This window comes from Xenorhabdus indica (genome assembly GCF_014467235.1).
Lineage (GTDB): Bacteria > Pseudomonadota > Gammaproteobacteria > Enterobacterales > Enterobacteriaceae > Xenorhabdus > Xenorhabdus indica.
The window spans coordinates 34,095-59,012 of the sequence record NZ_NKHP01000004.1; the positions used below are offsets into that span (position 1 = coordinate 34,095).

The 24,918-nt window shown below is 46.0% G+C and carries 5 protein-coding genes; 2 read left to right on the top strand and 3 right to left on the bottom strand.

The genetic code is table 11. The features are described 5' to 3' along the window. Positions 1-8: 8 nt before the first annotated feature. The gene (bamC, locus tag Xind_RS04710; protein ID WP_047684283.1) at positions 9-1,055 is read right to left on the bottom strand and encodes an outer membrane protein assembly factor BamC; all 1,047 of its coding nucleotides are present in this window, start codon (positions 1,053-1,055) and stop codon (positions 9-11) included. 16 nt (positions 1,056-1,071) lie between these two features. Then, on the bottom strand, positions 1,072-1,971 hold the full coding sequence (gene dapA / locus Xind_RS04715) for a 4-hydroxy-tetrahydrodipicolinate synthase (protein WP_187649568.1): 900 nt from the start codon (positions 1,969-1,971) through the stop codon (positions 1,072-1,074). Positions 1,972-2,217: 246 nt separating this feature from the next. Here dapA and Xind_RS04720 point away from each other — a divergent pair, with 246 nt between their 5' ends. After that, entirely contained in the window at positions 2,218-2,775 is a 558-nt protein-coding gene (locus Xind_RS04720) for a glycine cleavage system transcriptional repressor (RefSeq protein ID WP_047684291.1), read from the top strand. 112 nt (positions 2,776-2,887) lie between these two features. On the opposite strand, the gene Xind_RS04725 is transcribed toward Xind_RS04720, so the two are convergent. Next, the gene (locus Xind_RS04725) at positions 2,888-23,164 is read right to left on the bottom strand and encodes a non-ribosomal peptide synthase/polyketide synthase (RefSeq protein WP_187649569.1); all 20,277 of its coding nucleotides are present in this window, start codon (positions 23,162-23,164) and stop codon (positions 2,888-2,890) included. 483 nt (positions 23,165-23,647) lie between these two features. Between Xind_RS04725 and Xind_RS04730 the strand changes: the two genes are divergently transcribed. Then, the gene (locus Xind_RS04730) at positions 23,648-24,874 is read left to right on the top strand and encodes an MFS transporter (protein ID WP_187649570.1); all 1,227 of its coding nucleotides are present in this window, start codon (positions 23,648-23,650) and stop codon (positions 24,872-24,874) included. The last annotated feature ends 44 nt before the right edge of the window (positions 24,875-24,918 follow it).

Below are 24,918 nucleotides of genomic sequence, written 5' to 3' on the forward strand. Positions count from 1 at the left end.
TTTATATGTTATTTGTTTGTGGTCTTGCTAAATGCTGCTTGCAGCACCGCGACCATTTGATCATTTTCGGATTGAGTCAGTGGCTTACCTTTTTCGTTAATAAATTGCAAACTGCTTCGGTTATCCAGATCACCTACCTGTAACTTGTAGTTTCCTGCACTGATAGTCGGTGCCTCAACACCTAATGCTTCCCAACCTGAAGAAGATAGTTCCTTATATGTTAGCGTTATCGCGCCAGTCGAACGAGAGCGATCGGTAACTTGCATACCAATGCTTTCCAATGCATATGGCAGCCTGTTCCAGACTGTATTGTATGTTGCACGGACAATAATTTGTGGCAATCCTGTGTTATCGCTACCACTTTGTACCGCCAAAGCACCAGCATCTGGCGTGCCGTTCTGAGCCAACAATTCTTGTTGTTCACTCAAACCACTAACCAGTTCGTTAAACATTAATGCGTTGTAATGCTGGATTTCCAGTGGGTTGTCAACAACCTTGCCGCTATGTTCCAAACCTGCGTTTGAAACAGTCAAGGCTATCTGATAACCCTGCTGAGCAACCGAAATATGGTAACGTCCCTTATAAGGAACATTTTCATCTGACCGTGGCCACAAAATCCAGTCAGTTGTCAACGTCTTAGTGGCATCATTTCGTTGACTGACCGGATAACCTTTCTTAGCCAAGAAACTATTCACTTGTGACCACAATTTGCTGTATTCAGGCGTATTTTCAAGCAACAGCTTACTGCTTTGGGCGCTATTTTCAACACGCGATCCTGTCAATAACGCCAATGTCTGCAATGGTGGACGTATATCAACAGCCTTTCCAGTTGCCCCTTGTGAAGCCACTGGCGGAATATCATATTCACCATTTTGTAGTGGTAAGTTCATCCCTGCGGGAATATTCAATATCTTCAGAGGAGGAGTTTCAAGATAAGACTCATCCCCACTTACCTGACGTTTATAGCGCTGATCGCTGGAGCAAGCTGCCAGCAAAACAACCAATGACAGGCCAGCAACCTTCATGACCTTCGATTTTTGCAATAATGTTGCCATTAAAATTCCCTAAATTTTACAATAATTCAGCCGCTTTCAAGGCATTCTCAACTGAAATTTGCCCTTCTTGCGTCAATGAAATCATTGGCAGACGCAATGTGTCACCGGCAATTAACCCCAGTTTATGACAGGCCCATTTAGCTGGCGCCGGGCTAGGTTCAACAAATAGTTTATGATGCAATTCCATCAATCGGCTGTTCAGGCTACGCGCTTGCACAAATTCGCCGCGACGAGCCAACTCGCAAATTTGTGCCATTTCTGCGGCAGCCACATTCGTTGTTACCGAAATAACCCCTTTTCCACCAAGATGCATGAAATCGAGAAAACTTGCATCATCACCACTTAGCAGAATGAAATTTTCATCATTAACCAATTCTCGGATCTGACTGACACGACTTAAGTTCCCTGTTGCTTCCTTGATTGCGATAATATTTTTCAATTTCGCCAAGCGTGCAACAGTCGATGGCAGCAAATCACATCCAGTACGAGATGGTACATTATACAGAATTTGTGGTAAGTCGGTATTCTCAGCTATCGCTTTATAGTGCTGATATAAACCTTCCTGTGATGGTTTATTATAATAAGGTGTCACAGACAGGCAACCAACAACTCCCGTATTTTCAAAGCACCGGGTCAGTGAAATTGCTTCCGCAGTCGCATTTGCGCCTGTTCCGGCAATAATCGGAATACGGCCATCAGCGAATTCAAGTGTTGTCAGTACAACATCGACATGCTCATCATGAGTCAGTGTGGCACATTCTCCGGTTGTCCCAACAGAAACAATTGATGATGTACCACTGGCGACATGATAATCAATCAATTTTTTCAAACTGGCTTTGTCAACCTGACCAGTTGAATCCATCGGTGTGATTATTGCAACCATACTGCCCGTAAAATCGAAGTGACCACTCTCCATTACCATTTCCTCTTAACTGAACCTTACACTGCAAACAAGAAAATCATGGTACTTTCTTGTCATAAGGAAGGAAACTCTTTAACCATACGATTTCAATGAATTTTGTTAATACCAAGTGTAGACGATTAAACAGAGATTATAATCATGCTCTTTCTCCCATAAATGCCATTGACCTTCTCCTGATCATTTTTTATGTTTAATAACGACATGTATAGCAGACATCTACCATAGATAAGGAAAATCGCTTTGCCAAAACCAAAACAACATTTTTTAGTGATCACTGCTCTCGGTGCAGATCGCCCTGGTATCGTCAATACCATTACCCGTCTTGTGAATACATGCGGCTGTAATATTGAGGACAGCCGTCTGGCAATGTTTGGCGAAGAATTTACCTTTATCATGCTGCTATCTGGTAGCTGGAACTCGATTACCTTGATTGAATCCACTCTGCCCCAAAGAGCGGCTGAACTTGAATTACTTGTTGTGATGAAACGTACTCGCAGCGGCGCTCAGACAAAATTTCCTTCAATGGTTTCAGTCCGGGTAGATGTAGATGATTCTCCTGGTATTGTTGAACGTTTCACTAATCTGTTCACAACCCAGAATTTCAATATTGCTGAACTGGTATCAAAAACCCATCCAGTTGATGAAAATATGCCCGCTCGTTTGCAGATCCAAATTACAGGCCATAATCCACTGGATGATAATGGGATTGTATTTAAAGAAACCTTTTATCGCCTGTGCACCGAATTGAATGCGCAAGGCAGTATTAATGTGCAGGAAGCGTTGGATGGTAAAGCTTGAGTACACTCGCCATGATAGGAGTTGGCCCCAGAGCAGATTTTCCGCATGGACACCTTTAGTTAAAACCCCACCTTACTTTATCGAATAAAAATAAGGTGGGATCACCGGATACTTACCTTGCTAACGCCGTATTAAGCGCCTGAGATAAAACAATTCTATTTTCTTTCTCCTCAAATAAACTGGAATGATTACCAGGTATCGCAATCAACCGCATTAAAGAAGTTGGCATCACTTCGCGCCATCCTAATGAACAGTCCATAATTAAAGAGGTCTGTTCGGAATCTGTGGAAGCTGACGGAGATATAGAAGGAGAAGTATCTATCGCATAGAACTGATGTAATGTCACTGTCAATGTTTCTGGCACATAATCTTTCACTATTTGCGCATAATTTTCTCTCTGTTCCATCTGTTTTGCGGCTAAATCTGCACGCAAATTTGAGGGGTATAATCCTAATTTCTGAGCAAACTCAATTAATTGAACCCAATTTAATTCATCAACTTGTGGATACAATGCTGCTATCACCTCAGTGTGTTTGTTACCTGATTGCCTTTCCAACTCTGCCAGGAATTGATGTTTTTGAGTTCCCTGCTCCCTGAAACAGTGAGGAGCATATGTATCAATCAGTCCGAGGAAATTGACCTTATCACCACTATTCAACAGTTGCTGAGCAATAGCATAAGCCAGTATCCCACCAGAAGAATAACCACATATCCGGTATGGGCCCTCAGGCTGAACGGCTTTCATAAAGGTGATAACTCTGGCGGCCAGCATTTCCATTGTCGATATCAGTTCCTCATTCATAGAGGGCCAGGGTAAGGCATAAATCGGATAACCTGACTGGATATGTTCAGTCACCCCGAAAGCATAGGAATAATCACCTATTCCAGTGGGGACAAAGAATAAAGGTGGCAATGTTCCGCCAGAACGTACAGTAACGGCCCTGTTTTGTGGCTGAGACAATCCGTCTGATATGATTTTTGCAGCCAGTTCTGCCAGCACTGGGAATTGGAACAGTGCATTCAAGGTACAATACAGACCACGTTTTGTTGCAAGGTTTATCATTCTCATAGCAAGTAACGAATGACCACCCAATACGAAGAAATTATCATACCGTCCCACCTGCTCGACGTTCAGCAACTCTTGCCAAATTGCTGCAAGAGTAATTTCCGTCTCCCCTTGTGGTGCTTCATACACCTGACGAGCAAATGCCGCTTCGCCCGGTGCCGGCAACGCGCGGCGATCCAGCTTGCCATTTGGTGTTAACGGCAGTGCTTCCAAACGGACAAAGGCGGCCGGCACCATATAATCAGGTAAAAGAGCACTCACATAATTACGCAGATGATTAACCAACTCGTCATCGGGTTCTGCCACGACATAGGCAACCAGACGCTGCTCCTGCCCTTCTCCCAATGCCAGTACCACGGCGTCATTCACTGCCGGATGCTTTGTCAGTTTAGTTTCAATTTCTCCTGGCTCTACCCGGAAGCCCCGGATTTTGATCTGATCGTCATTGCGTCCCAGGAATTCTAGATTGCCATCCGGCAAATAACGCGCCAAATCGCCGGTTCGATACATCCGTGCATCAGGTTTATCACTAAATGGATCTGGCAGAAAACGTTCAGCCGTCAGTTCTGGTTGGTTCAGATACCCCCGTGCTACCCCCACTCCACCAATATACATTTCTCCAATGCAACCTAATGGCACGGGTTGCCCATATTTGTTCAGCAAATAAATACAAGTATTACTTATCGGTTGACCAATTGAACGAGCATCCTCTGGGGAGAATATCTCCTGACAAGTCGCAATTACGGTATTTTCAGTAGGGCCATAAGTATTTAATAACTGTAGGTGATGGGTTTCCTGTGCAAACCAATCCTGAATAGCGCGCTTTTTCACCGCCTCGCCACCAATAATGATTAACCGGAGGCAATCCGGTAATTGTAATGTATTATTTCTGGCGGCCAGTTCAGACCAAAACAGGGTCGGTAATGACATGATCGTGATACAGTACTGCCGGGCCAAAGAAATAAATTCTTGTATAGAAGACAACCAGCTATCATTACGTATCACCAACGTAGCCCCATTACATAACGATGCGAAAAATTCTTCGATCGATGCATCAAATGCAAATGATGAAAATTGCAGCATCCGGTCTTGCTCTGTGACAGCGTAGATCTCATTAAAGCCGAGAATACGTTGGTAAACAGCCTGATGTTCTACCATCACCCCTTTCGGTATGCCAGTCGAACCCGAAGTATAAATCACACACGCCAAATGCTGTGGTGTCAGTGTTGCTACCCATGGATTATCGACCGGTTGCTGATCGAAAATCGTATTCGGATCAAGTATCACCAAATCAGTAAACCGTTTCCCCCCCAATGCTACTTGCCCTATCCTGTCTGCTAATAATACTAACGGGGCTGTGTCAGCCAAAATATGCACCAAACGTTCACTTGGATAAACGGGGTCTAGAGGTACATAAGCTCCTCCCGCTTTTAGCACCGCCAGCAATCCCACCACCATAGCTGGTGAACGAGTCACACAAATTGCCACTCGCTGCTCCGGCTTTATACCCAATGCAATCAGCCGATGAGCTAACTGATTGACCCGGATATTTAATTCGGCATAACTGAAGGTTTGTTCTTCATATACTAACGCCGTAGCATCCGGTGTTTTCTCCACCTGTTGTTCAAATAACTGATGAATACATAACGTATTAGGATAAGTTATCTCTGTGACATTCCAGGTTTTTAACAACAGATTCCATTCCGCTTGTGGCAAAATTCCCAATTCCCGTATCGGGGTTTTGGGCGCTTGTTCAAGGGCCTCTACCAAACTTTCCAGTGCTTGTTGCATATAACTGCATATCCGTTTCGGATCAAATGGCTGTACTACCTGAGCCGTTAGGCCCAAAGCATCACCCAGATCCTCTACTGACAATGTTAATGGATAGTTAGTACGCTCCTGTGCGTCAATAAATTCAACATCGGCCATCATTTCATCGACAGTGGTTGACGGCACATTATGTCGGTAGTTTAGCAATGCACTAAAGAGTGGAGTGTCACCCTGTACACCACTGCAACGCTGAGCCAGCGCCAATGACGCATGTTCATGCTCTAACAAACCAGCCAATCGGCTATGCGCTATCTGTACGCTCTCGCATACGGAGGTCTCATCCATATCCAACCGCAATGGCAAGGTATTGATAAACATCCCCATACCACTATCAGTCCCTTTTCCTCCCGCCATACGCCCAAACAGCACCGTACCAAACACCACCTTTTCCTGCCCGCTGGTATGTGATAACACCTGTGCCCAAGCCACGTGACATAAAGCTGCTAAACTGATATTCAGGCGTCTGGCCTGATTACGAAGGCTGTCATTCAGAGTGAACGTCAGCATCTGGTGATATTCCGTCATTTGTAAATCACTGCGATACACTTCCATCAGTCCAAACGGTAACGTTGGCTCTTCCACCTCAACCAGCATATCGGTAAAGAAATGAATATGTTCTTCTTGACTTACCCCCATCCGTGCCTGAGCAATCAAATTCCGGAAGGGAACCGGATCAGGCAGGTGATTCTCTTCACCAGACAGATATGCCCGAACTTCCCGATTCATCACATCCAGTGTGGTATGGTCACCGATCAAGTGATGCTGATGCCTCAACAAGAGCCAACGGCCATCCGTTTTTTCCTGTGCAATCACAAAGCGCAACAACGGTGCCTGCCTCAGATCAAGGCGATAGTGACGTGGATCAAAGCGTTGAGCCAGTTGCTCACTCACCGGGCCATCAGCCGGATCTAATGTCAGTTCCGTGACTGATAAAGAAGCCTGACGCCAGACTACCTGAACCGGAACCGATAAGCCTTGCCAGATAAAAGCGGTACGCAGGATATCGTGCCTATCAACGACCCGTTGAACGGCTGTCAAATAACGGTCCAATAAGGCTCTGTCAGCGAAAGCTTGTTGAGTTATCAACAGGTAGGTATCCCCTTTATTTTCCAATAAATGGTGGAACAAGATACCATCCTGTAGCGGAGACAAAGCATAGATATCCTGAATATTAGCAAGCCCACCCGGTACTTGCTCAATAATGGAGTCGATGTCAGATTGCGTCAGATCAACCAGAGGTAACATCTCTGGGGTAAGCGTCGTGGTTGCCGAGGTAATGATATTAGGTGGCACTTCCACAACCTGATGCTGACCTAATGACTGAGCCAGTTCAAACAGCACCGGAGACTGAAACAGATCACGCACCGTCAATGCTAAGTCCTGGTGACACAAGCGTTCTACCATCCGTACAGCCAGCAATGAATGACCGCCCAACGCAAAGAAATTATCATATCGACTTATCTGTTCAACACCCAATAACTCCCGCCAAATCGCCGCCAAAGCCGTTTCCAGTTTTCCACTTGGTGCTTCGTAAATCTGGTGAACAAAGGCTTCATTGTTCAGAGCAGGTAATGCCTGACGATCCAATTTTCCGTTTGGCGTCAATGGAAATGCATTCAGTTGTACAAACGCGGTTGGCACCATATAATCTGGCAAGAGGGTACTCAAATAGGTATACAGACTATTAGGCAACGCCTCATCAGCGTGTGCTACCACATAAGCCACCAGACGTTTATCCGGTCCATCATCTAAGGTTAATACCAGCGCTTCACGTACCAGCGGGTGCTCTTCCAATCGGGTTTCAATTTCACCCGGTTCAATGCGGAAACCACGGATTTTCACCTGCTGGTCATTACGGCCGACAAATACCAGATTGCCATCCGGCAGGTAACGAGCCAAATCTCCGGTGCGGTACATACGTGCCCCCGGTTGATGGCTAAATGGATCCATCAGAAAACGTTCCGCTGTCGGCTCAGGGCGATTAAAATAACCGCGGGCTACACCTGTACCACCAATATATAACTCGCCTACTGTTCCCAATGGCACTGGCTGACCATAAGTGTCCAGCAGGTAAACACGCATATTCGCAAGGGGCCGGCCAATGATATTGGCTTGTTCTGTGCTTTCATTCAGGCACGAAATCGTCGTGGTAATTGTCGCTTCTGTCGGCCCATAGCAATTCACCAAAACAGGCCGTTCCCGGTGAACAGATAACCAGCGTTCCAATTCATGATGAGGTATCGTTTCCCCGCCAATACACATGACCCTTAAGCCCTTATAAATACTGCCTTCATTAGCTTCAGCAATGACCCGCCAAAATTGAACCGGAATTGACAGATAACTAATTTGATAAAGTTCGCACAGACGCCAGAATTCCTGTGCGCTGGATATCCACTGATTTGTCCGCAATACGAGTTCTGCACCCTGGGTTAGTGCACAAAATATTTCTGATGCACAGACATCAAAAGAAGGATTGCAGAACTGCAATATCCGATCAGACGCATTAAACGACCATTTCCTGCTCAGTGCAGTAATTTGATGGACCAGTTGCTGATGTTCAACCATCACGCCTTTTGGTGTACCGGTCGAACCGGAGGTATAAATCACATACGCCAGATGCTGTGGAGTCAGGGCAAGTACCTGTGGATTATGTACCTGTGAATTGAGTACCTGTAGATTGTTCTCCGGCTGATGTGGCAACACATTAGGATCGAGTACCGTTAAATCAGCAATGGCTTTCTCACCCAAGGCAAGACGTCCGGCCTTATCCGCCAGCAGGATAGCAGGCTCTGAATTCGTCAGAATATGCGCCAGGCGTTCACCCGGATAATCAGTATCCAGAGGTACATAGGCTCCGCCCGCTTTCAACACAGCCAACAATCCTGCTACCATCGCTGGTGAACGTGTTACACAAACCACTACCCGCTGATCAGGAGTTATACCCAGTGTGATCAATTGATGTGCTAGCTGGTTAGCCCAGGCATTCAGTTCCGCGTAACTGAATTTTTGTTCTTCATACACGAGCGCTGTTGCATCCGGGGTTTTCGCTGCCTGTTGTTCAAACAACTGATGAATATATAACGTGTCAGAATACGTAGTTTCAGTTGTATTCCACGTTTCCAGCAATAATTTACGTTCCACTGGCGACAAAAGATCGATTTTTCCGACCTGTTGTTGATGGTCAGCCACCATCGCTTGCAATACTGTCTGTAAGTACCCGATATGCCGCTCAATGGTTGGTTGATCAAACAGAGCCGTAGCATAATGCAGTGCTCCAACTATCTGCTCATTCTCCTCAAACAGGCTCAGTTCGAGATCAAATTTAGCTATATTAAAGGCCTGATCCATGGGGGTAACAGCCAGTCCCGGCAGTTCCCAATCCTGGCGTTCGTTGTTTTTCCCGGTCAGGCTTTTCCCGGTAAGACTTTGTCCGGCAAAGCTTTGTCCGGTAAAGCTTTGTCCGGTAAAATTCTGCCAGGCAAACATCACCTGAAACAGCGGTGTATGTGCCAGACTACGTGGCGGTTGTACGATTTCCACTACCTGTTCAAACGGCAGGTCCTGATGTTCCTGTGCTGTCAATGCGGTTTGCCTTACGCGCGCAAGTAATTCAGTCACATTCGGTTCATTTGATAAATCAATGCGCAAGGCCAACGTATTAACAAAGAAACCGATCAGGGATTCCACTTCCTGATGGCCGCGGCCTGCACTCGGAGTACCTATAATCAGATCATGCTGACCTGACAAGCGCGACAAAACCGTGGCCCAGGCTGATAACAGCGTCATAAATAAGGTGACACCATGCTGTTTACTCAGGTGCTTGAGGGACGCCGTTAATTCTGTCCCCAGATTAATGGCGATAGCATGCCCGGAAAATGATTGCTCCAATGGACGAGACCGATCAGTCGGTAAGTCCAGCAAAACAGGAGCATTTGCCAACACCGTTTTCCAATAGTCAGACTGAATTTGTACCCGTTCCGATGATAACCACTGACGCTGCCATGCGGCATAATCAGGGTACTGAATCGCCAATGGCAGCAACGGCTCGGTATTTCCTGCCAAAAGAGCCGTATAGAGGGCACTCAGTTCACGGATCAGTATGCTTATAGACCAGCCATCTGACACAATATGATGTTGAGTCAGCAGGAAAACATAATCATCATCAGCCAGTTGTATCAATTTAGCGCGAATTAAGGGTCCCTTAACAAGATCAAACGGTGTTTCCATTTCCTGTGTACATAAACACTCAATTTCTTCATCTGCATCAGGTGAATTACGTAGATCATGTTTTTTCATCGGCAGACCAGATGCAGCCGGTAATAATTCGACCTGAGGCTGACCATTAATCGTGATAAAAACTGAACGCAGCGCTTCATGGCGGGCAAACAGAGCATCAAGTGCCTGCTGCCAGGCAGTCATATCAAGCTGACCACGCAAGCGCAGAGACATCGGGATAAAATAGGTGTCACCAACGCCCTCAAATTGTGTCAGGAACCACAGGCGTTGTTGAGCAAATGATAACGGTAAGTGACTCTCACGGGATATTGGCAAAATAGCAGGAAGTTTATTGCTATATTCACCCAATCGACGTTCACCAAACTGACTTTTCATCTCCTCAGCAAAAGCAGCCAAGATTGGGGATTTAAACAGTGTCACCAGAGGTAGCTCAATGCCTAAAGTGATTATCCGATTCATCATTTGTATCGCCAGTAATGAATGACCACCCAGGGCAAAGAAATTATCGTGCCGACTAATCTGCTCAATCCCTAGCAATTCTCGCCAGATAGCCGCCAGAGCAATTTCCATTTCTCCTTGTGGTGCTTCATAAATCTGGCGGGCAAAGGCTTTCTCGTCTGGTGACGGTAGTGCCCGGCGATCCAGCTTACCATTTAGCGTTAATGGAAACGCATCCAGACGGACAAAAGCGGCCGGCACCATATAGTCCGGTAATAAGGCACTCAGGTGGGCACGCAGGCTGTTCGCTAACCCTTCATCGGTTTCCGCCACCTTCGCTTCTGTGTCTCCCGTTTCTGTTACCACAGTTTCCGTTACCACATAAGCCACCAGCCGCTTATCCTGCCCTTCTCCCTGCGCCAACACCACCGATTCCCGCACCGTTGGGTGCTCTACTAACCGGGCTTCAATTTCCCCCGGTTCAATACGGAAGCCACGGATTTTCACCTGCTGGTCATTACGGCCGAGAAACTCCAGGTTACCATCCGGCAGATAACGGGCTAAATCCCCGCTCCGGTACATGTGCGCATCTGGGCTATCACTGAACGGATCGATAAGGAAACGTTCAGCGGTTAATTCAGGCCGGTTCAGGTAGCCCCGTGCCACTCCCACTCCGCCAATATACAACTCACCCATCGCCCCTGGCGGCACCGGCTGATGATGCGCATCCAACAAATAAATCTGGGTATTCGCCGTTGGACGCCCGATAGGCACCGCGGAATCGGTATAGTCTGACGGACACTGCCAGGTCGTGGCACATACCGTTATTTCGGTCGGGCCGTAGACATTGAACAGAGTAACCCGGCCACACAGCGCCTGGATTAACGCCGTACTGGGCGCTTCTCCCGCCAATGTCAAAGTGAATTTTTTCGTTAATACCGGTACATCTGCCCCGTCATTAAGCAGAGACGGTGTCAGACAAACATGTGTCACCGCTTGCGCTTCCAGATAACGCCATAGCTGGATTGGGTCCTGACGCACATGGTCTGTGGGAATAACCAGCATAGCACCGCTGCACAGTGTCATCATGATTTCCCAGACACTGGCATCAAAACTCAATGAAGCGAACTGCAACACCCGGCTCTCCGCACCAATTGCAAATTGCGTAATTTTCTCCTGAATCAGGTTGACCAATCCACGATGTTCGACCATCACCCCTTTCGGGGTGCCGGTCGAACCGGAAGTGTAAATCACGTACGCCAGATGGCGTGAAGTCAATACCGGTATCTGCGGGTTGTTGTCCGGCTGGTCAAACTGGACATTCGGGTCGAGCACGTTTAGTTCTGCCAATGCGTGTTCACCCAATACTGACCGGCCAAGACGGTCTGCCAACACTATCAACGGTGCCGTATCCCTCATATTGTCGGCCAGACGCTCTCCCGGATAAGCCGGGTCCAGCGGCACATAGGCCCCACCGGCTTTTAAGACGGCCAACACCCCGGCCACCATGGCCGGGGAACGTGATACACAAATGGCGACCCGTTGCTCCGGTGCTACACCCAGAGCGATTAACTGATGTGCCAGCCGGTTAGCCCAGGCATTTAATTTCGCATAACTGAGCACTTGGTTTTCATAGACCAGTGCGGTGGCCTGTGGCGTTTTCACCACCTGCTGTTCAAACCACTGATGAATACACAACGCCTCAGGATACGGGGTTTCCGTCATATTCCAGGTTTTTAATAACAGTGTGCGTTCTGCTTCTGGCAGGATATCCAACTGCCATACCGGTGTTTCCGGAGCCTGCTCCAACACGCCTGCCAGACTTTCCAGTGCCTGCTGCATGTAACTACATATCCGTTCTGGCTCAAATGGCTGCACTATTTGTACTGTCAGGCCCAGTGCTTCGCCAAAATCCTCCACCGATAATGTTAACGGGTAGTTGGTCCGCTCCTGTCCATCAAGAAACTCAATCCCCGCCATACTGTCATCTATTTCCACCAGCGGTGTATTGTGTCGGTAGTTAAGCAGGGAGCTAAAGAGAGGCGCTTCGCCTTGTATGCCACTACAACGCTGAGCTAATGCTAATGAAGCATGTTCATGCTCCAACAATCCAGCCAGCAGATTATGTGCAGCCTGTACACACTTACGTATTGGGGTGTCATCCATATCCAATCGCAGCGGCAAGGTATTAATAAACAGCCCCATCCCGCTATCCGCACCTTCACCCGCCTGCATACGTCCAAACAATACCGTGCCAAATACCACTTTCTGTTGCCCACTGGTACGCGACAGCACTTGAGCCCAGGCGACATGACATAACGCCGCTAAACTGACTCCCAGACGTCGGGCCTGACGGCGAAGACTGTCATTCAGTGCGGCAGTTAACATCCGGTGTGATTGTGTCACCTGAGAACCATCGTGATGTACGCCAGTCAACCCGAATGGCAACGTTGGTTCTTCTACTTCAGCCAACATATCAGTAAAGAAGCGAATATGCTCCTCCTGACTCATACCTAGACGTGCCTGTGCAATCAAATGACGGAAAGGAACCGGAGCAGGCAGATTACGCTCTTTCCCGGCAAAGTACGCTTGAACTTCACGGTTCATGACTTCCAACGTTGTGTGATCACCAATCAAATGATGCAACAGTTGCAATACTCGCCAGGAACCATCCTCTTCCCGCGCCACGACAAAACGCAATAGCGGTGCCTGACTCAAATCAAGACGATGCTGATGAGGATCAAAATGTTGGATTAGTTGATCACAAACAGGCCCATCAGCAGGGTTTAATGTGAGTTCAAGCACTGATAAGGGAGCCTGACGACAGACCACCTGAACCGGAACAGATACCCCCTGCCAGATAAAGGCCGTACGCAGAATGTCATGCCGATCAACGACCCATTGAACGGCTGCCAGATAGCGATTCAGCAAAAACCGATCTGCAAACCGCGCTTGTCTGACTAACAGATATGGATCCCCTGCATCAGTCAGTAAATGGTGGAATAGAATACCGTCTTGTAACGGTGATAAGGCATAGATATCTTGGATATTGGCAATGCCACCCGGTATTTGTTTGACAATGAGGTCAATCTCAGGTTGAGTCAAATCAATCAGTGGTAACATTTCCGGTGTTAACGCCGTCGTTGCTGGTGTAATGACATTGGCCGGCGTTGTCACAATCCGATATTGTCCCCATTTTTCGGCAAGTGTTCTGGCAAGATTAGACAACTCTGGAGATTGAAATAAATCTCGTACCGACAGCATGATTCCCTGATGACGTAAGCGCTCCACCATCTGTACAGCCAATAAAGAGTGACCACCTAAGGCAAAAAAATTGTCATCACGGCTAATCTGTTCAACTCCCAACAATTCTTGCCAGATAGTGGCCAGAGCGATTTCTATCTCCCCTTGTGGCGCTTCATACGTCTGACGGGCAAAAGCTTTTTCGTCCGGTGCCGGCAGTGCTTGACGATCCAGCTTGCCGTTTGGTGTCAGCGGAAATGTATCTAAACGGACAAAAGCCGCCGGGATCATATAATCCGGCAGAACTGTACTCAGGTGAGTTCGTAAATTATTCGCCAACTCATCATTCTCTTCTGCCACGACATAGGCAACCAGACGCTTATCATATTCATCTCCCAACGATATCACCACGGCTTCACGCACTGCCGAATGTTCGGTTAACCGTATTTCAATTTCACCCGGTTCAATACGGAAACCGCGGATTTTCACCTGCTGGTCATTGCGGCCGACAAATACCAGATTACCGTCCGGCAGGTAACGGGCCAAATCTCCGGTGCGGTACATACGTGCCCCCGGTTGATGGCTAAATGGATCGACCAGAAAACGTTCTGCCGTCAGATCAGGATGGTTCAGATAACCCCGTGCTACACCAGCGCCACCAATATACAATTCACCGATTGTTCCCAATGGCACTGGCTGACCATAAGTGTCCAGCAGGTAAACACGCATATTCGCAAGGGGCCGGCCAATGATATTGGCTTGTTCTGTGCTTTCATTCAGGCACGAAATCGTCGTGGTAATTGTCGCTTCTGTCGGCCCATAGCAATTCACCAAAACAGGCCGTTCCCGGTGAACAGATAACCAGCGTTTCAATTCATGATGAGGTATCGTTTCCCCCCCCACACACATGACTCTTAAGCCCTTATAAATACTGCCTTCATTAGCTTCAGCAATGACCCGCCAAAATTGAACCGGGATTGACAGATAACTAATTTGATAAAGTTCACACAAACGCCAGAATTCTTGTGCACTGGACGTCCACTGATTTGTCCGCAATACGAGTTCTGCACCGTGGGTTAGTGCACAAAATATTTCTGACATGCAGACATCAAAAGAAGGATTGCAGAACTGCAATATCCGATCAGACGCATTAAACGACCATTTCCTGCTCAGTGCGGCAATTTGATGCACCAGTTGCTGATGTTCAATCATCACGCCTTTTGGCGTACCGGTAGAACCGGAGGTATAAATCACATATGCCAGATGCTGTGGAGTCAGGGCAAGTATCTGTGGATTGAATACCTGTGAATTCGGCTGGTCTGGCAACGCATTAGGATCGAGTACCGTTAAATCAGCAATGGCTTTCTCACCTAAGGCGAGGCGCCCGGCTTTATCCACCAGCAGGATAGCAGGCTCTGCTTCCGTCAGAATATGCGCCAGGCGTTCACTTGGATAATCAGTATCCAGAAATACATAGGCTCCGCCCGCTTTTAACACGGCCAACAGCCCTATTACCATCGCTGGTGAACGTGTTACGCAAACCGCTACCCGTTGATCAGGAGTTATGCCTAGCGTGATCAATTGATGTGCTAACTGATTAGCCCTGGCATTCAGTTCCGCATAACTGAATTTTTGCTCTTCATACACGAGTGCTGTTGCATCCGGGGTTTTTTCTGCCTGTTGTTCAACTAACTGATGAATATACAATGTGTCAGGATATGGGGTTTCAGTTGTATTCCACGTTTCCAGCAATAACCTGCGCTCCACCGACGACAGGATATTGATTTCCGTGACCCGTTGTTGATGATCAGCCACCATGGCTTGCAATACTGTCTGTAAGTACCCGATATGCCGCTCGATGGTTGGCTGATCAAACAGAACCGTAGCATAATGCAGTGCTCCAACTATCTGCTCATTCTCCTCAAACAAGCTCAGTTCGAGATCAAATTTAACTTTATTAACAACCTGATCCATTGGAGTGACGGCCAGTCCCGGCAATTCCCAATCCTGAGGCTCATTGTTTTTCCCGGTAATGTTTTGCCCAGTAATACTTTGTCCGGTAAAGCTTTGCCCGGTAAAATTTTGCCAGGCAAACATCACCTGAAACAGCGGCGTATGGGCTAATCTGCGCGGTGGTTGCACGATTTCCACCACTTGTTCAAACGGCAGGTCCTGATGTTCCTGTGCTGTCAGTGCAGTTTGCCGGACACGCATAAGCAATTCGGTTACATCTGGCGCCCCCGATAAATCGATACGTAAGGCCAGCGTGTTAACAAAAAACCCGATTAACGATTCTGTTTCCTGACGATTTCTGCCTGCACTTGGGGTGCCTATCACAACATCATCCTGACCCGACAAACGTGACAAAACCGTGGCCCAGGCTGATAACAGAATCATAAATAGTGTGACACCGTGTTGCTCACCCAGGCGTTTGAGAGATATCGTTAATTCTGTACCCAGATTGATAGAGACAGCATTCCCGGAAAACGATTGTTCAGGTGGGCGGGTTCGGTCAGTCGGTAAATCCAGCAAGATGGGCGTATCGGCCAGCTTCATCTTCCAATAATCGGACTGAATTTGTATCCGTTCTGCCGATAACCACTGGCGCTGCCATGCCACATAATCAGGATATTGAATTGCCAATGGTGGCAAGGGATTGGGTTGCCCTGTCAGAAAAGCGGCATAGAGGGCACTTAACTCACGCATCTGTACCCCAACAGACCAGCCATCTGACACGATATGGTGTTGAATCAGCAAAAAGACGTAATCGTTGTCAGTCAGTTGTATCAGATTAGCGCGGATTAAGGGCCCCTCGGTAAGATCAAATGATGCTTCTGTTTCTTGTATACATAAATGCTCAAGCTGTTCATGCATATCAGCAACTTTACGCAGATCATGTCTTTTCATCGGCAAGCCTGATTCTGTCGGTAACAATTTAACCTGAGGTTGACCATCAATCGTGATAAAGACCGAACGCAAAGCCTCATGGCGGGCAAACAGAGCATCAAGTGCCTGCCGCCAGGCATCAATATCAAGCTGACCATGCAAACGCAGAGCTATCGGGATATGGTAGATTTCACTGATCCCCTCAAACTGGGCTAAAAACCATAGACGCTGTTGAGCAAATGATAACGGTAATTGATCTCCACGAGAGACCGGTAGGATAGAGGGGAGTCTGACTTTCTGATCCCCTAATCGCCCCTTTATCTCCTCAGTAAAAGCAGCCAAAGTCGGGGACTTAAATAATGTGGTCAACGGTAATTCAACACCCAAGGCCACTATCCGGCTCATCATCCGTACTGCCAGCAGCGAATGCCCCCCTAAGGCAAAGAAATTATCATGTCGCCCCACCTGCTTAACTTTCAACAATTCTTGCCAGATAACGGCCAGAGCAATTTCCATTTCTCCTTGTGGCGCTTCATAGATCTGACGGGCAAAAGCCTTATCATCTGGAGCCGGCAATGCGCGACGATCCAGCTTGCCATTTGGTGTTAACGGCAGTGACTCTAAACGGACAAAGGCCGCCGGCACCATATACTCAGGCAAAAGAGCACTGACGTAATCACGCAGACGCTTAGCCAATCCGTCATCAGGCTCAGCCACAACATAGGCAACTAAACGTTGCTCCTGCCCTTCTCCCAATGCCAGCACCACCGCCTCACTCACAGCCGGATGCTCAGTTAATCGTGTCTCAATATCTCCAGGTTCTACCCTAAAGCCCCGGATTTTGATTTGATAATCATTGCGGCCCAGGAATTCCAGATTTCCATCCGGTAAGTAACGCACCAAATCCCCTGTTCGATACATCCGCGTATTGGGGCTATCGCTGAACGGGTCAGATAAAAAACGTTCTGCCGTCAGTGCTGGCTGGTTCAAATAACCCCTGGCTACAGCCGCACCACCAATATACAATTCTCCCACCGCGCCTAATGGCACCGGATGACCAAAGTTATCCAGTAAATAAAGCCGAATATTGGCAAGGGGGCGACCAATCGTCGGGCAAGGGTGCGCAGGTTCTATAATTGCCAATGTTGCATCCACTGTACATTCGGTTGGACCATAGACATTATAGGCTGTCAAGAATGGGATATTCGCAACAGCGTGCCAGGTTGGAGGAGATATGGCTTCACCGCCAACCCATAGCACCAGGGGTTTGTTATGTCGGTCTAACCCCGCAGCCAGCAACATTTCTAATTGCATCGGTGTGCAATCTATTACATCAAGATTAGCCGTGGTTAGAAATTGCAAAAAGGCCGTACTATTGGCTCGTACATCTTGTGGCACAATGACCAACGTATAGCCATTCAACAGACTCAATAAGTTTTTCACTGCTGCATCAAATGAAATACTGGCGTTCAGGCCAATCCGGGATACAGATAATTTTGCAAAAATACGTTGTGTCAGTGTTCCGTGTAAGTTCAATACAGAGCCATGCTCAACCATCACGCCTTTCGGCGTACCAGTAGACCCGGAGGTGTAAATGACATAAGCCAGATGCCGTAAAGTCAATGTCTGTATTTGTGGGTTACTGTCCGATTGATCTGGCAATGAATTCGGATCAATTACAGTCAGTCCGGTAAACGCTTTTTCACCCAGCGCTATCTGCCCCGCCTGATCAACCAATACCACTAACGGGGCCGCATCACTTAAGATATGCGCTAAACGTTCACTTGGATAGGCAGGATCCAGTGGTACATATGCCCCACCCGCTTTCAGCACCGCCAGCAATCCCACCACCATAGCCAGTGATCGTGTGACACAAAGGACTACTCGCTGCTCTGGTACAACACCTAATGCAATCAGTTGATGGGCTAGTCGGTTAGCACGGGCATTCAATTCCGCATAGCTGAGCGTCTGTTCTTCATATACCAACGCTGTTGCATCCGGGGTCTTCTCTACTTGTTGTTCAAATAATTGATGAATACACAACGAATCGGGATACGCTGTCTCCGTGGCGTTCCAGGTTTTCAACAACAACGTGCGTTCAGTTTCAGGCAGGATTTCTAATGCCCGTACTGGTGTCTCCGGGGCCTGTTCAAGTGCCTCCACCAAACTTTCCAGTGCCTGCTGCATATAGCTGCATATCCTTGCCGGGTCAAACGGCTGCTCGACATGAGCGGTCAGACCCAATGCGTCTCCAAACTCTTCCACCGACAGGGCAAACGGATAGTTAGTACGTTCCTGTTCACCCAGGAATTCAACGCCATCCAAGATTTCATCCGAACCTTCCGGCAGTAAGTTATACCGATAGTTCAACAAGGTATTGAATAACGGCAAGCCACTGGCAACTCCGCTGCAACGCTGAGCCAATGCCAGTGAAGCATGTTCGTGTGCCAGCAATCCGGCCAGTCGGGTATGTACTACCCAGACACTATCCCGTACCGGAGTCTCATTGATATCTAAACGCAGCGGCAAGGTATTGATAAATAATCCCATCCCGTTGCCCGCTCCTTCCCCCGTCTGCATACGTCCAAACAACACGGTACCGAATACCACTTTTTCCTGCCCGCTGGTACGCGATAACACTTGCGCCCAGGCAAGGTGGCACAAGGCAGCCAAACTCACTCCCAACCGTCTGGCCTGAGTACGCAAACGATCATTCAATGCGGCCGCCAGCATCTGGTGATATTCCATCACTTGAGAGCCATCACTGTGTACTTCCGTTACCCCAAATGACAACGTTGGTTCCTCCACCTCCGCCAACATATCGGTAAAGAAACGGGTGTGCTCTGTCTGGCTGGCACCCAATCGGGCTTGGGCAACCAGATTGCGGAAAGGCGTCGGAGCAGGCAGGCTATCTTCCTGCTCAGCAAAACAGACCTGAACTTCATGGTTCATCACCTCCATCGTTACATGATCACCAACCAGATGATGCAGCAATTGTAATGCTACCCAACGGCCATCAGCTTCCTGGGCGACCACAAAACGCAGCAGCGGTGCTTGCCCCAAGTCAAGACGATAATGAAGCGGATCAAAACGTTGAATAAGCTGGTCATGGACGGCCCCATCAGCAGGATCTAATTTCAGCTCAGTCACGGACAAAAGCGCCTGACGCCAAACCACCTGAGCCGGGCTTGATAACCCTTGCCAAACAAAAGCGGTGCGCAAGATATCATGACGATCAACCACTTTTTGAGCTGCGGCCAGATAGCGATCCAACAACGATCGACTATCAAAAATTATCCGGTTGGTTAACAGATACGGGTCGCCTTTTTCCCTCAACAGATGGTGGAATAAAATGCCATCCTGTAATGGTGACAGGGTATAAATATCTTGAATATTAGCGATTCCCCCCGGCACCTGACTGACCAGCCTATCAATGTCTGCCTGTTCTATATCAATCAACGGTAACATTTCCGGCGTGATCCGTTCACATTCATGGCTTATCAGGTTTGGCGGAATAGCAAAGGTATCATCCACTTTTGTCAGCAAAGCGGCCTGTTCTGCCAGTACCGGACTGGAAAACAGCGCTCCGGCTTGTGCGGTATAGCCTTTCTCCCGCAACAATCCCATTAGTTGTACTATTGACAACGAATGACCACCTAATGCGAAGAAGTTATCAAATCGACTGATTTTATTGATACCCAGTAACTGGCTCCACATCGCTGCCAACAGGTTTTCTGTTTCGCTTTGGGGGGGCTGATAATATTGACGCTGATAAGCGGTGGCATCTGGTGCCGGCAGTGCCTTTCGGTTAAGTTTACCATTAGGCGTCAGTGGGAAATGTGTCATCACCATAAACGCAGCCGGCACCATATATTCGGGTAGTACAAACAACAGATATTGACGTAATTCTGCCGTAATCTGATCAGATTCATCACCTTGCACCAAGACGATATAAGCCACCAGCCGTTTATCTTCCCCATTCCCTGCATGAGCAATAACAATCGCTTGCTGCACCGCCGGATGGGTTTCAAGGCAAGTTTCAATTTCACCTAACTCAATACGGAAACCACGAATTTTGACCTGATGGTCATTACGCCCAAGATATTCAATATTGCCGTCATTATCATAACGGGCTAAATCGCCGGTACGGTACATGCGGGCATCCGGTTTTGAATAAAAAGGATCTGTTAAAAACCGTTCTGCTGTTAGCTCTGGTCGATTCAGATAACCGCGGGCAACACCGATACCACCAATATATAATTCACCAATCGCCCCCAAAGGGACCGGCCGTTGTTGGTTATCTAATAAATAAATACGGGAATTGGTAATGGGCTTACCTATCGGCACTACCTGATCCTCAAAATGATCGGGACAATGCCAGTATGTCACATCAATTGCGGCTTCAGTCGGGCCATATAAATTGTATATCCTGACCCAAGGCATCAATGCCTGGCACTGCTTCACTGTAATAGGATGTAACGCTTCGCCGCTGCAAAACAGGTGTTTTAGCGTTAAACAACGGGCCACATCCGGTTCTTTTAAGAATGCGGTCAACACCGAAGGCACAAAATGCAGAGTGGTTACCTTCTCCTGATTGATTAATTCAATCAACTGAGAAAGGTTTTTCTGTTGTGCTGTGGTAGCCAATACCATTTTGGCGCCACTCATGAAGCTACAAAACAGCTCCCAAACAGAAACATCAAAGCTAAACGTGGTTTTTTGCAAAACCACGTCGTCAGGGGTGAGTTGATAAGTTTGCTGTATCCAATACAACCGATTTATCACACTACGATGCTCATTCTGCACACCTTTCGGGTTGCCGGTCGAGCCTGAGGTATAGATAACATAGGCCAGATTACGTGAACTGAGTCCCATAACACAGGGATTCTCTGCCGAGAATTCAACGTTCTCCGACAGAACAGTACCAATATCCAACTGTTTTTTTGTCGCAGAGATGTCATACAACTTATCTGCACCGATATCGTCATGTAATAGTAAAACAGGAGCGGCATCATCAAGAATATAATGAAGACGTGCTGATGGATAACTGGGATCAAGCGGCACATAAGCCCCGCCCGCTTTGAGTATTGCCAGCAAACCAATAACCATCAGGGGTGTTCGGTCAACACAGATAGCTACGCAACTATCCGGCACTACCCCTTCAACAATCAACCGATGGGCTAAGCGATTAGCCTGTTGATTCAATTCAGCGTAACTCAGAATACGATCATTAAATACCAATGCAGGTGCATTTGGCGTTTTCGTCGCCTGTTGCTCAAGTAATTCATGAATACAATATTCGGCGGGGTAATAACCCGCGGTGTCATTCCATTGATTTAATAATAGTTCTTTCTCAGTTGCTGACAGAATATCGAGATCTTTAAGGCGCTGAGTCACATTGTTTGTAATAGTGTGTAACACAGTAAGACAGTAATTTATCTGGCGTTCTATAGCTTGTTTTTCAAACAATGTCGTAGCATAGGTTATTCCCCCAACAAGCTCATCATCTCGGTGGAATATAAACAGCTCAATATCTGATTTTATGCAATTAGATCTGTAACCCATGGGTGACGTTTTGATTCCCTCCAGTTCAAACTCTCCATCATAAAAATCTGGCCAGGTCATGATAGCCTGAAAAATAGGTGAATCAGCGACATGAGATCCCGGATTGATGATTTCAATAAGGTGCTTAAACGGAATATCCTGATTATTTTGCGCATCAATAACAGTATGATTTACCTGTGAAAACAGTTCTGCAACGGTGGCATCATCATCAATATCAATCCGGATTGGTAAAATATTGGCTAAGGGCCTCACCGTTTTTTCTGTTCCTGTTATATTTCTATTCGTAAAGGAGGTCCCTATAATGATACTGTCCTGCCCTGAAAGGCGATGAAGCACAATCGCCCAAGCCGTCATGATTGTCTCTAATAGTGTTATTCCGTGTTCTTGGCTAATTTGTTTAAGCTGATTCGTGAATTCTTTATCGAGCGTAAACGAACAGGTATCTCCTTTTGAGGATAACTGATTAAGTCTGGGAGATATTGTCGGTAAGGTGAGTAAAGGAGGGGCATCAGCAAGTTGTTGCTGCCAATATTCACGTTGTATTGATATCTGTTCTTCAGTCCAGCTAATTTCATTAGCTTCGTGTTGAGCAATAAGAGGTAAAGAAAGCGTTCGATGATTCAGCAGGTCATTATAAATGACACATAATTCATTAATTAAAATTTTAACAGATAAGTTATCAACAATAATAGGATGGAGATTTAACAAAAAGATATATTCATCATCTTTCAATAATACTAACAATACCCTTAACAAGGGTCCCTTCGCAAGATTAAAAGACGTGTTAAGTGTGTTATCAATAATCTGAGCAACCTTATTTTCTTTGTCATCAGAGGTGCGAATATCAGAAATTAGAAAAAGGCTTTCAATATTTTTGCTCAGAGTATTAATCACTGATTCATGATCATCTTCAACTAATGTTGATAATAATGCATCATGCCGAATCAATAAAATATTTAAGGCCTGGTGCAATAGTTCAACATTTAAAATACCACTTAGTTTATAATATACTGATACATGGTGGTTTGCAGGAACATAATGATCTGGCCGCATGTGTTTTTTTGATACCGATAAATATTTTCTATCACGTCCGCTTGCCGAAGTCATCACCTTATCATTTTTCATTTATAATTCCTCATGTTAATCATATCAAAAAGAACACCAAATACTGAATATTTAAAAACCGAAGCAATCATTAACTCGTTTTTTCTTGCGACCACTTTAACTTTATCACATGTTTGATATTGATTTATTTGAGGTTTCTATCATTATTTCATTATTAATAGTCTTAACTTTAAATTCACAATAGATATATTTTAATAAACACAAAAACAATTATATTACACTATTAACACTAGATGGTTAGTTTATTGTTAGTGAATATTTTTTAATTTTAGATATTGAGATGTCATATAATCAATCATCATCACGAAATTCATTATACTTGTTGATATTTTTGTTTGTTTTCCTGAACTGAAATCATATGATATTTAGCATGATACATTTAACATGTATGTTATCATTACCTTTTCGCATAAAATTCTTAACGTTGAGCCCTTCCTTTTCCAATAAAGCAATTTTTCAAACAGTAGGGAAATGTAAATACCCATGAAGCTTTTTACGCCATTATTGATGTACCGAGGATTACCTAAAGATATATATTTTATTGCATTAGCAAAATTTGTTCTTGGTCTTGGAAATTTTATTATACCATTCATTATTCTTTTGCTAACACAAAAACTTGGGTACTCAACAACAATAGCCGGCGGGTTAGCTATGGGAATAACTGCGCTTTTCCTTATAGGTAGTCTTATTGGCGGTAAAATAGCTGATTCTTTCGGGCATAAAAGAGTGATGGTATATGGAGAAATGGCCGGTTCATTGGTTCTAATTGTTAGCGGTTTTTTTTCAGACTGGCCTGTGATGCTCCCTGTTTTACTTTTTTTAAGCTATTCCTTTTATGGCCTGTCTATTCCTGCCAGTAATGCACTTGTTGCAGATATATCGTCTCCAAATAATCGCAGTGCTGTTATGTCATTAAGTTACCTTGCATACAGCTTAGGCTCCGGCATTGGACCTATATTGGCTGGCTACCTTTTTTGGAACTTTACAGCCTGGGTTTTTTGGGGAAATGGGATTGCGAGCTTAATCGCTGTTCTCATCGTTTTATTCGGTGTAAGCAATCATATTCGCGATCATAAAACCAGTGAAATAGCACTTTCAGAACTTGAAAAAGCGACTGACGGTTCAGTATGGAAGGTGTTTAAGGAGCGACCCAGATTACTTATTTTCGGTGTCTTGTGTACTTTTCTTTGGTTTGCCTTAAATCAAATGACAATAACCACTCCCCTCTACTTAAGCCATTTATTTGACAAGCAAGGTCCGATTTTATACGGACAATTAATGACATTTGTAAGCATTTTAGTGGTTGTTATTACACCGGTAATAATCAGGTTAACGTCAAATTTATGCGACATTAAAAGTCTTTCCATCTCCGGTTTTATTTTTGCACTAGGATATAGTTTGATACTATTTTATAGTTCAGTCAGTATGCAGTTTATAGCGTGGTTTTTCCTTGCTATTGGAGAAATTCTACTTTTAACCAAAGAAGGTGTATATTTGGCTAATCACTCTCCAAGCAGCCATCGTGGGCGTATAAGCGGGATATTGACAACAATCAGACACATTCTTCTTATGCCTACCTATATTTTAATCGGTGCTTATATTCAATCATATGGATATGTGAGTACTTGGAGTTTGATCATCATTGCTTCATTAATAGCTGGAATAACATGCTGGCTTTTTTCAATTCAACAAAATAAAGTTAAAAAATGACATCTTAAAGAGGCATCTAAAAAATCCGGTATCAATGGTTTATA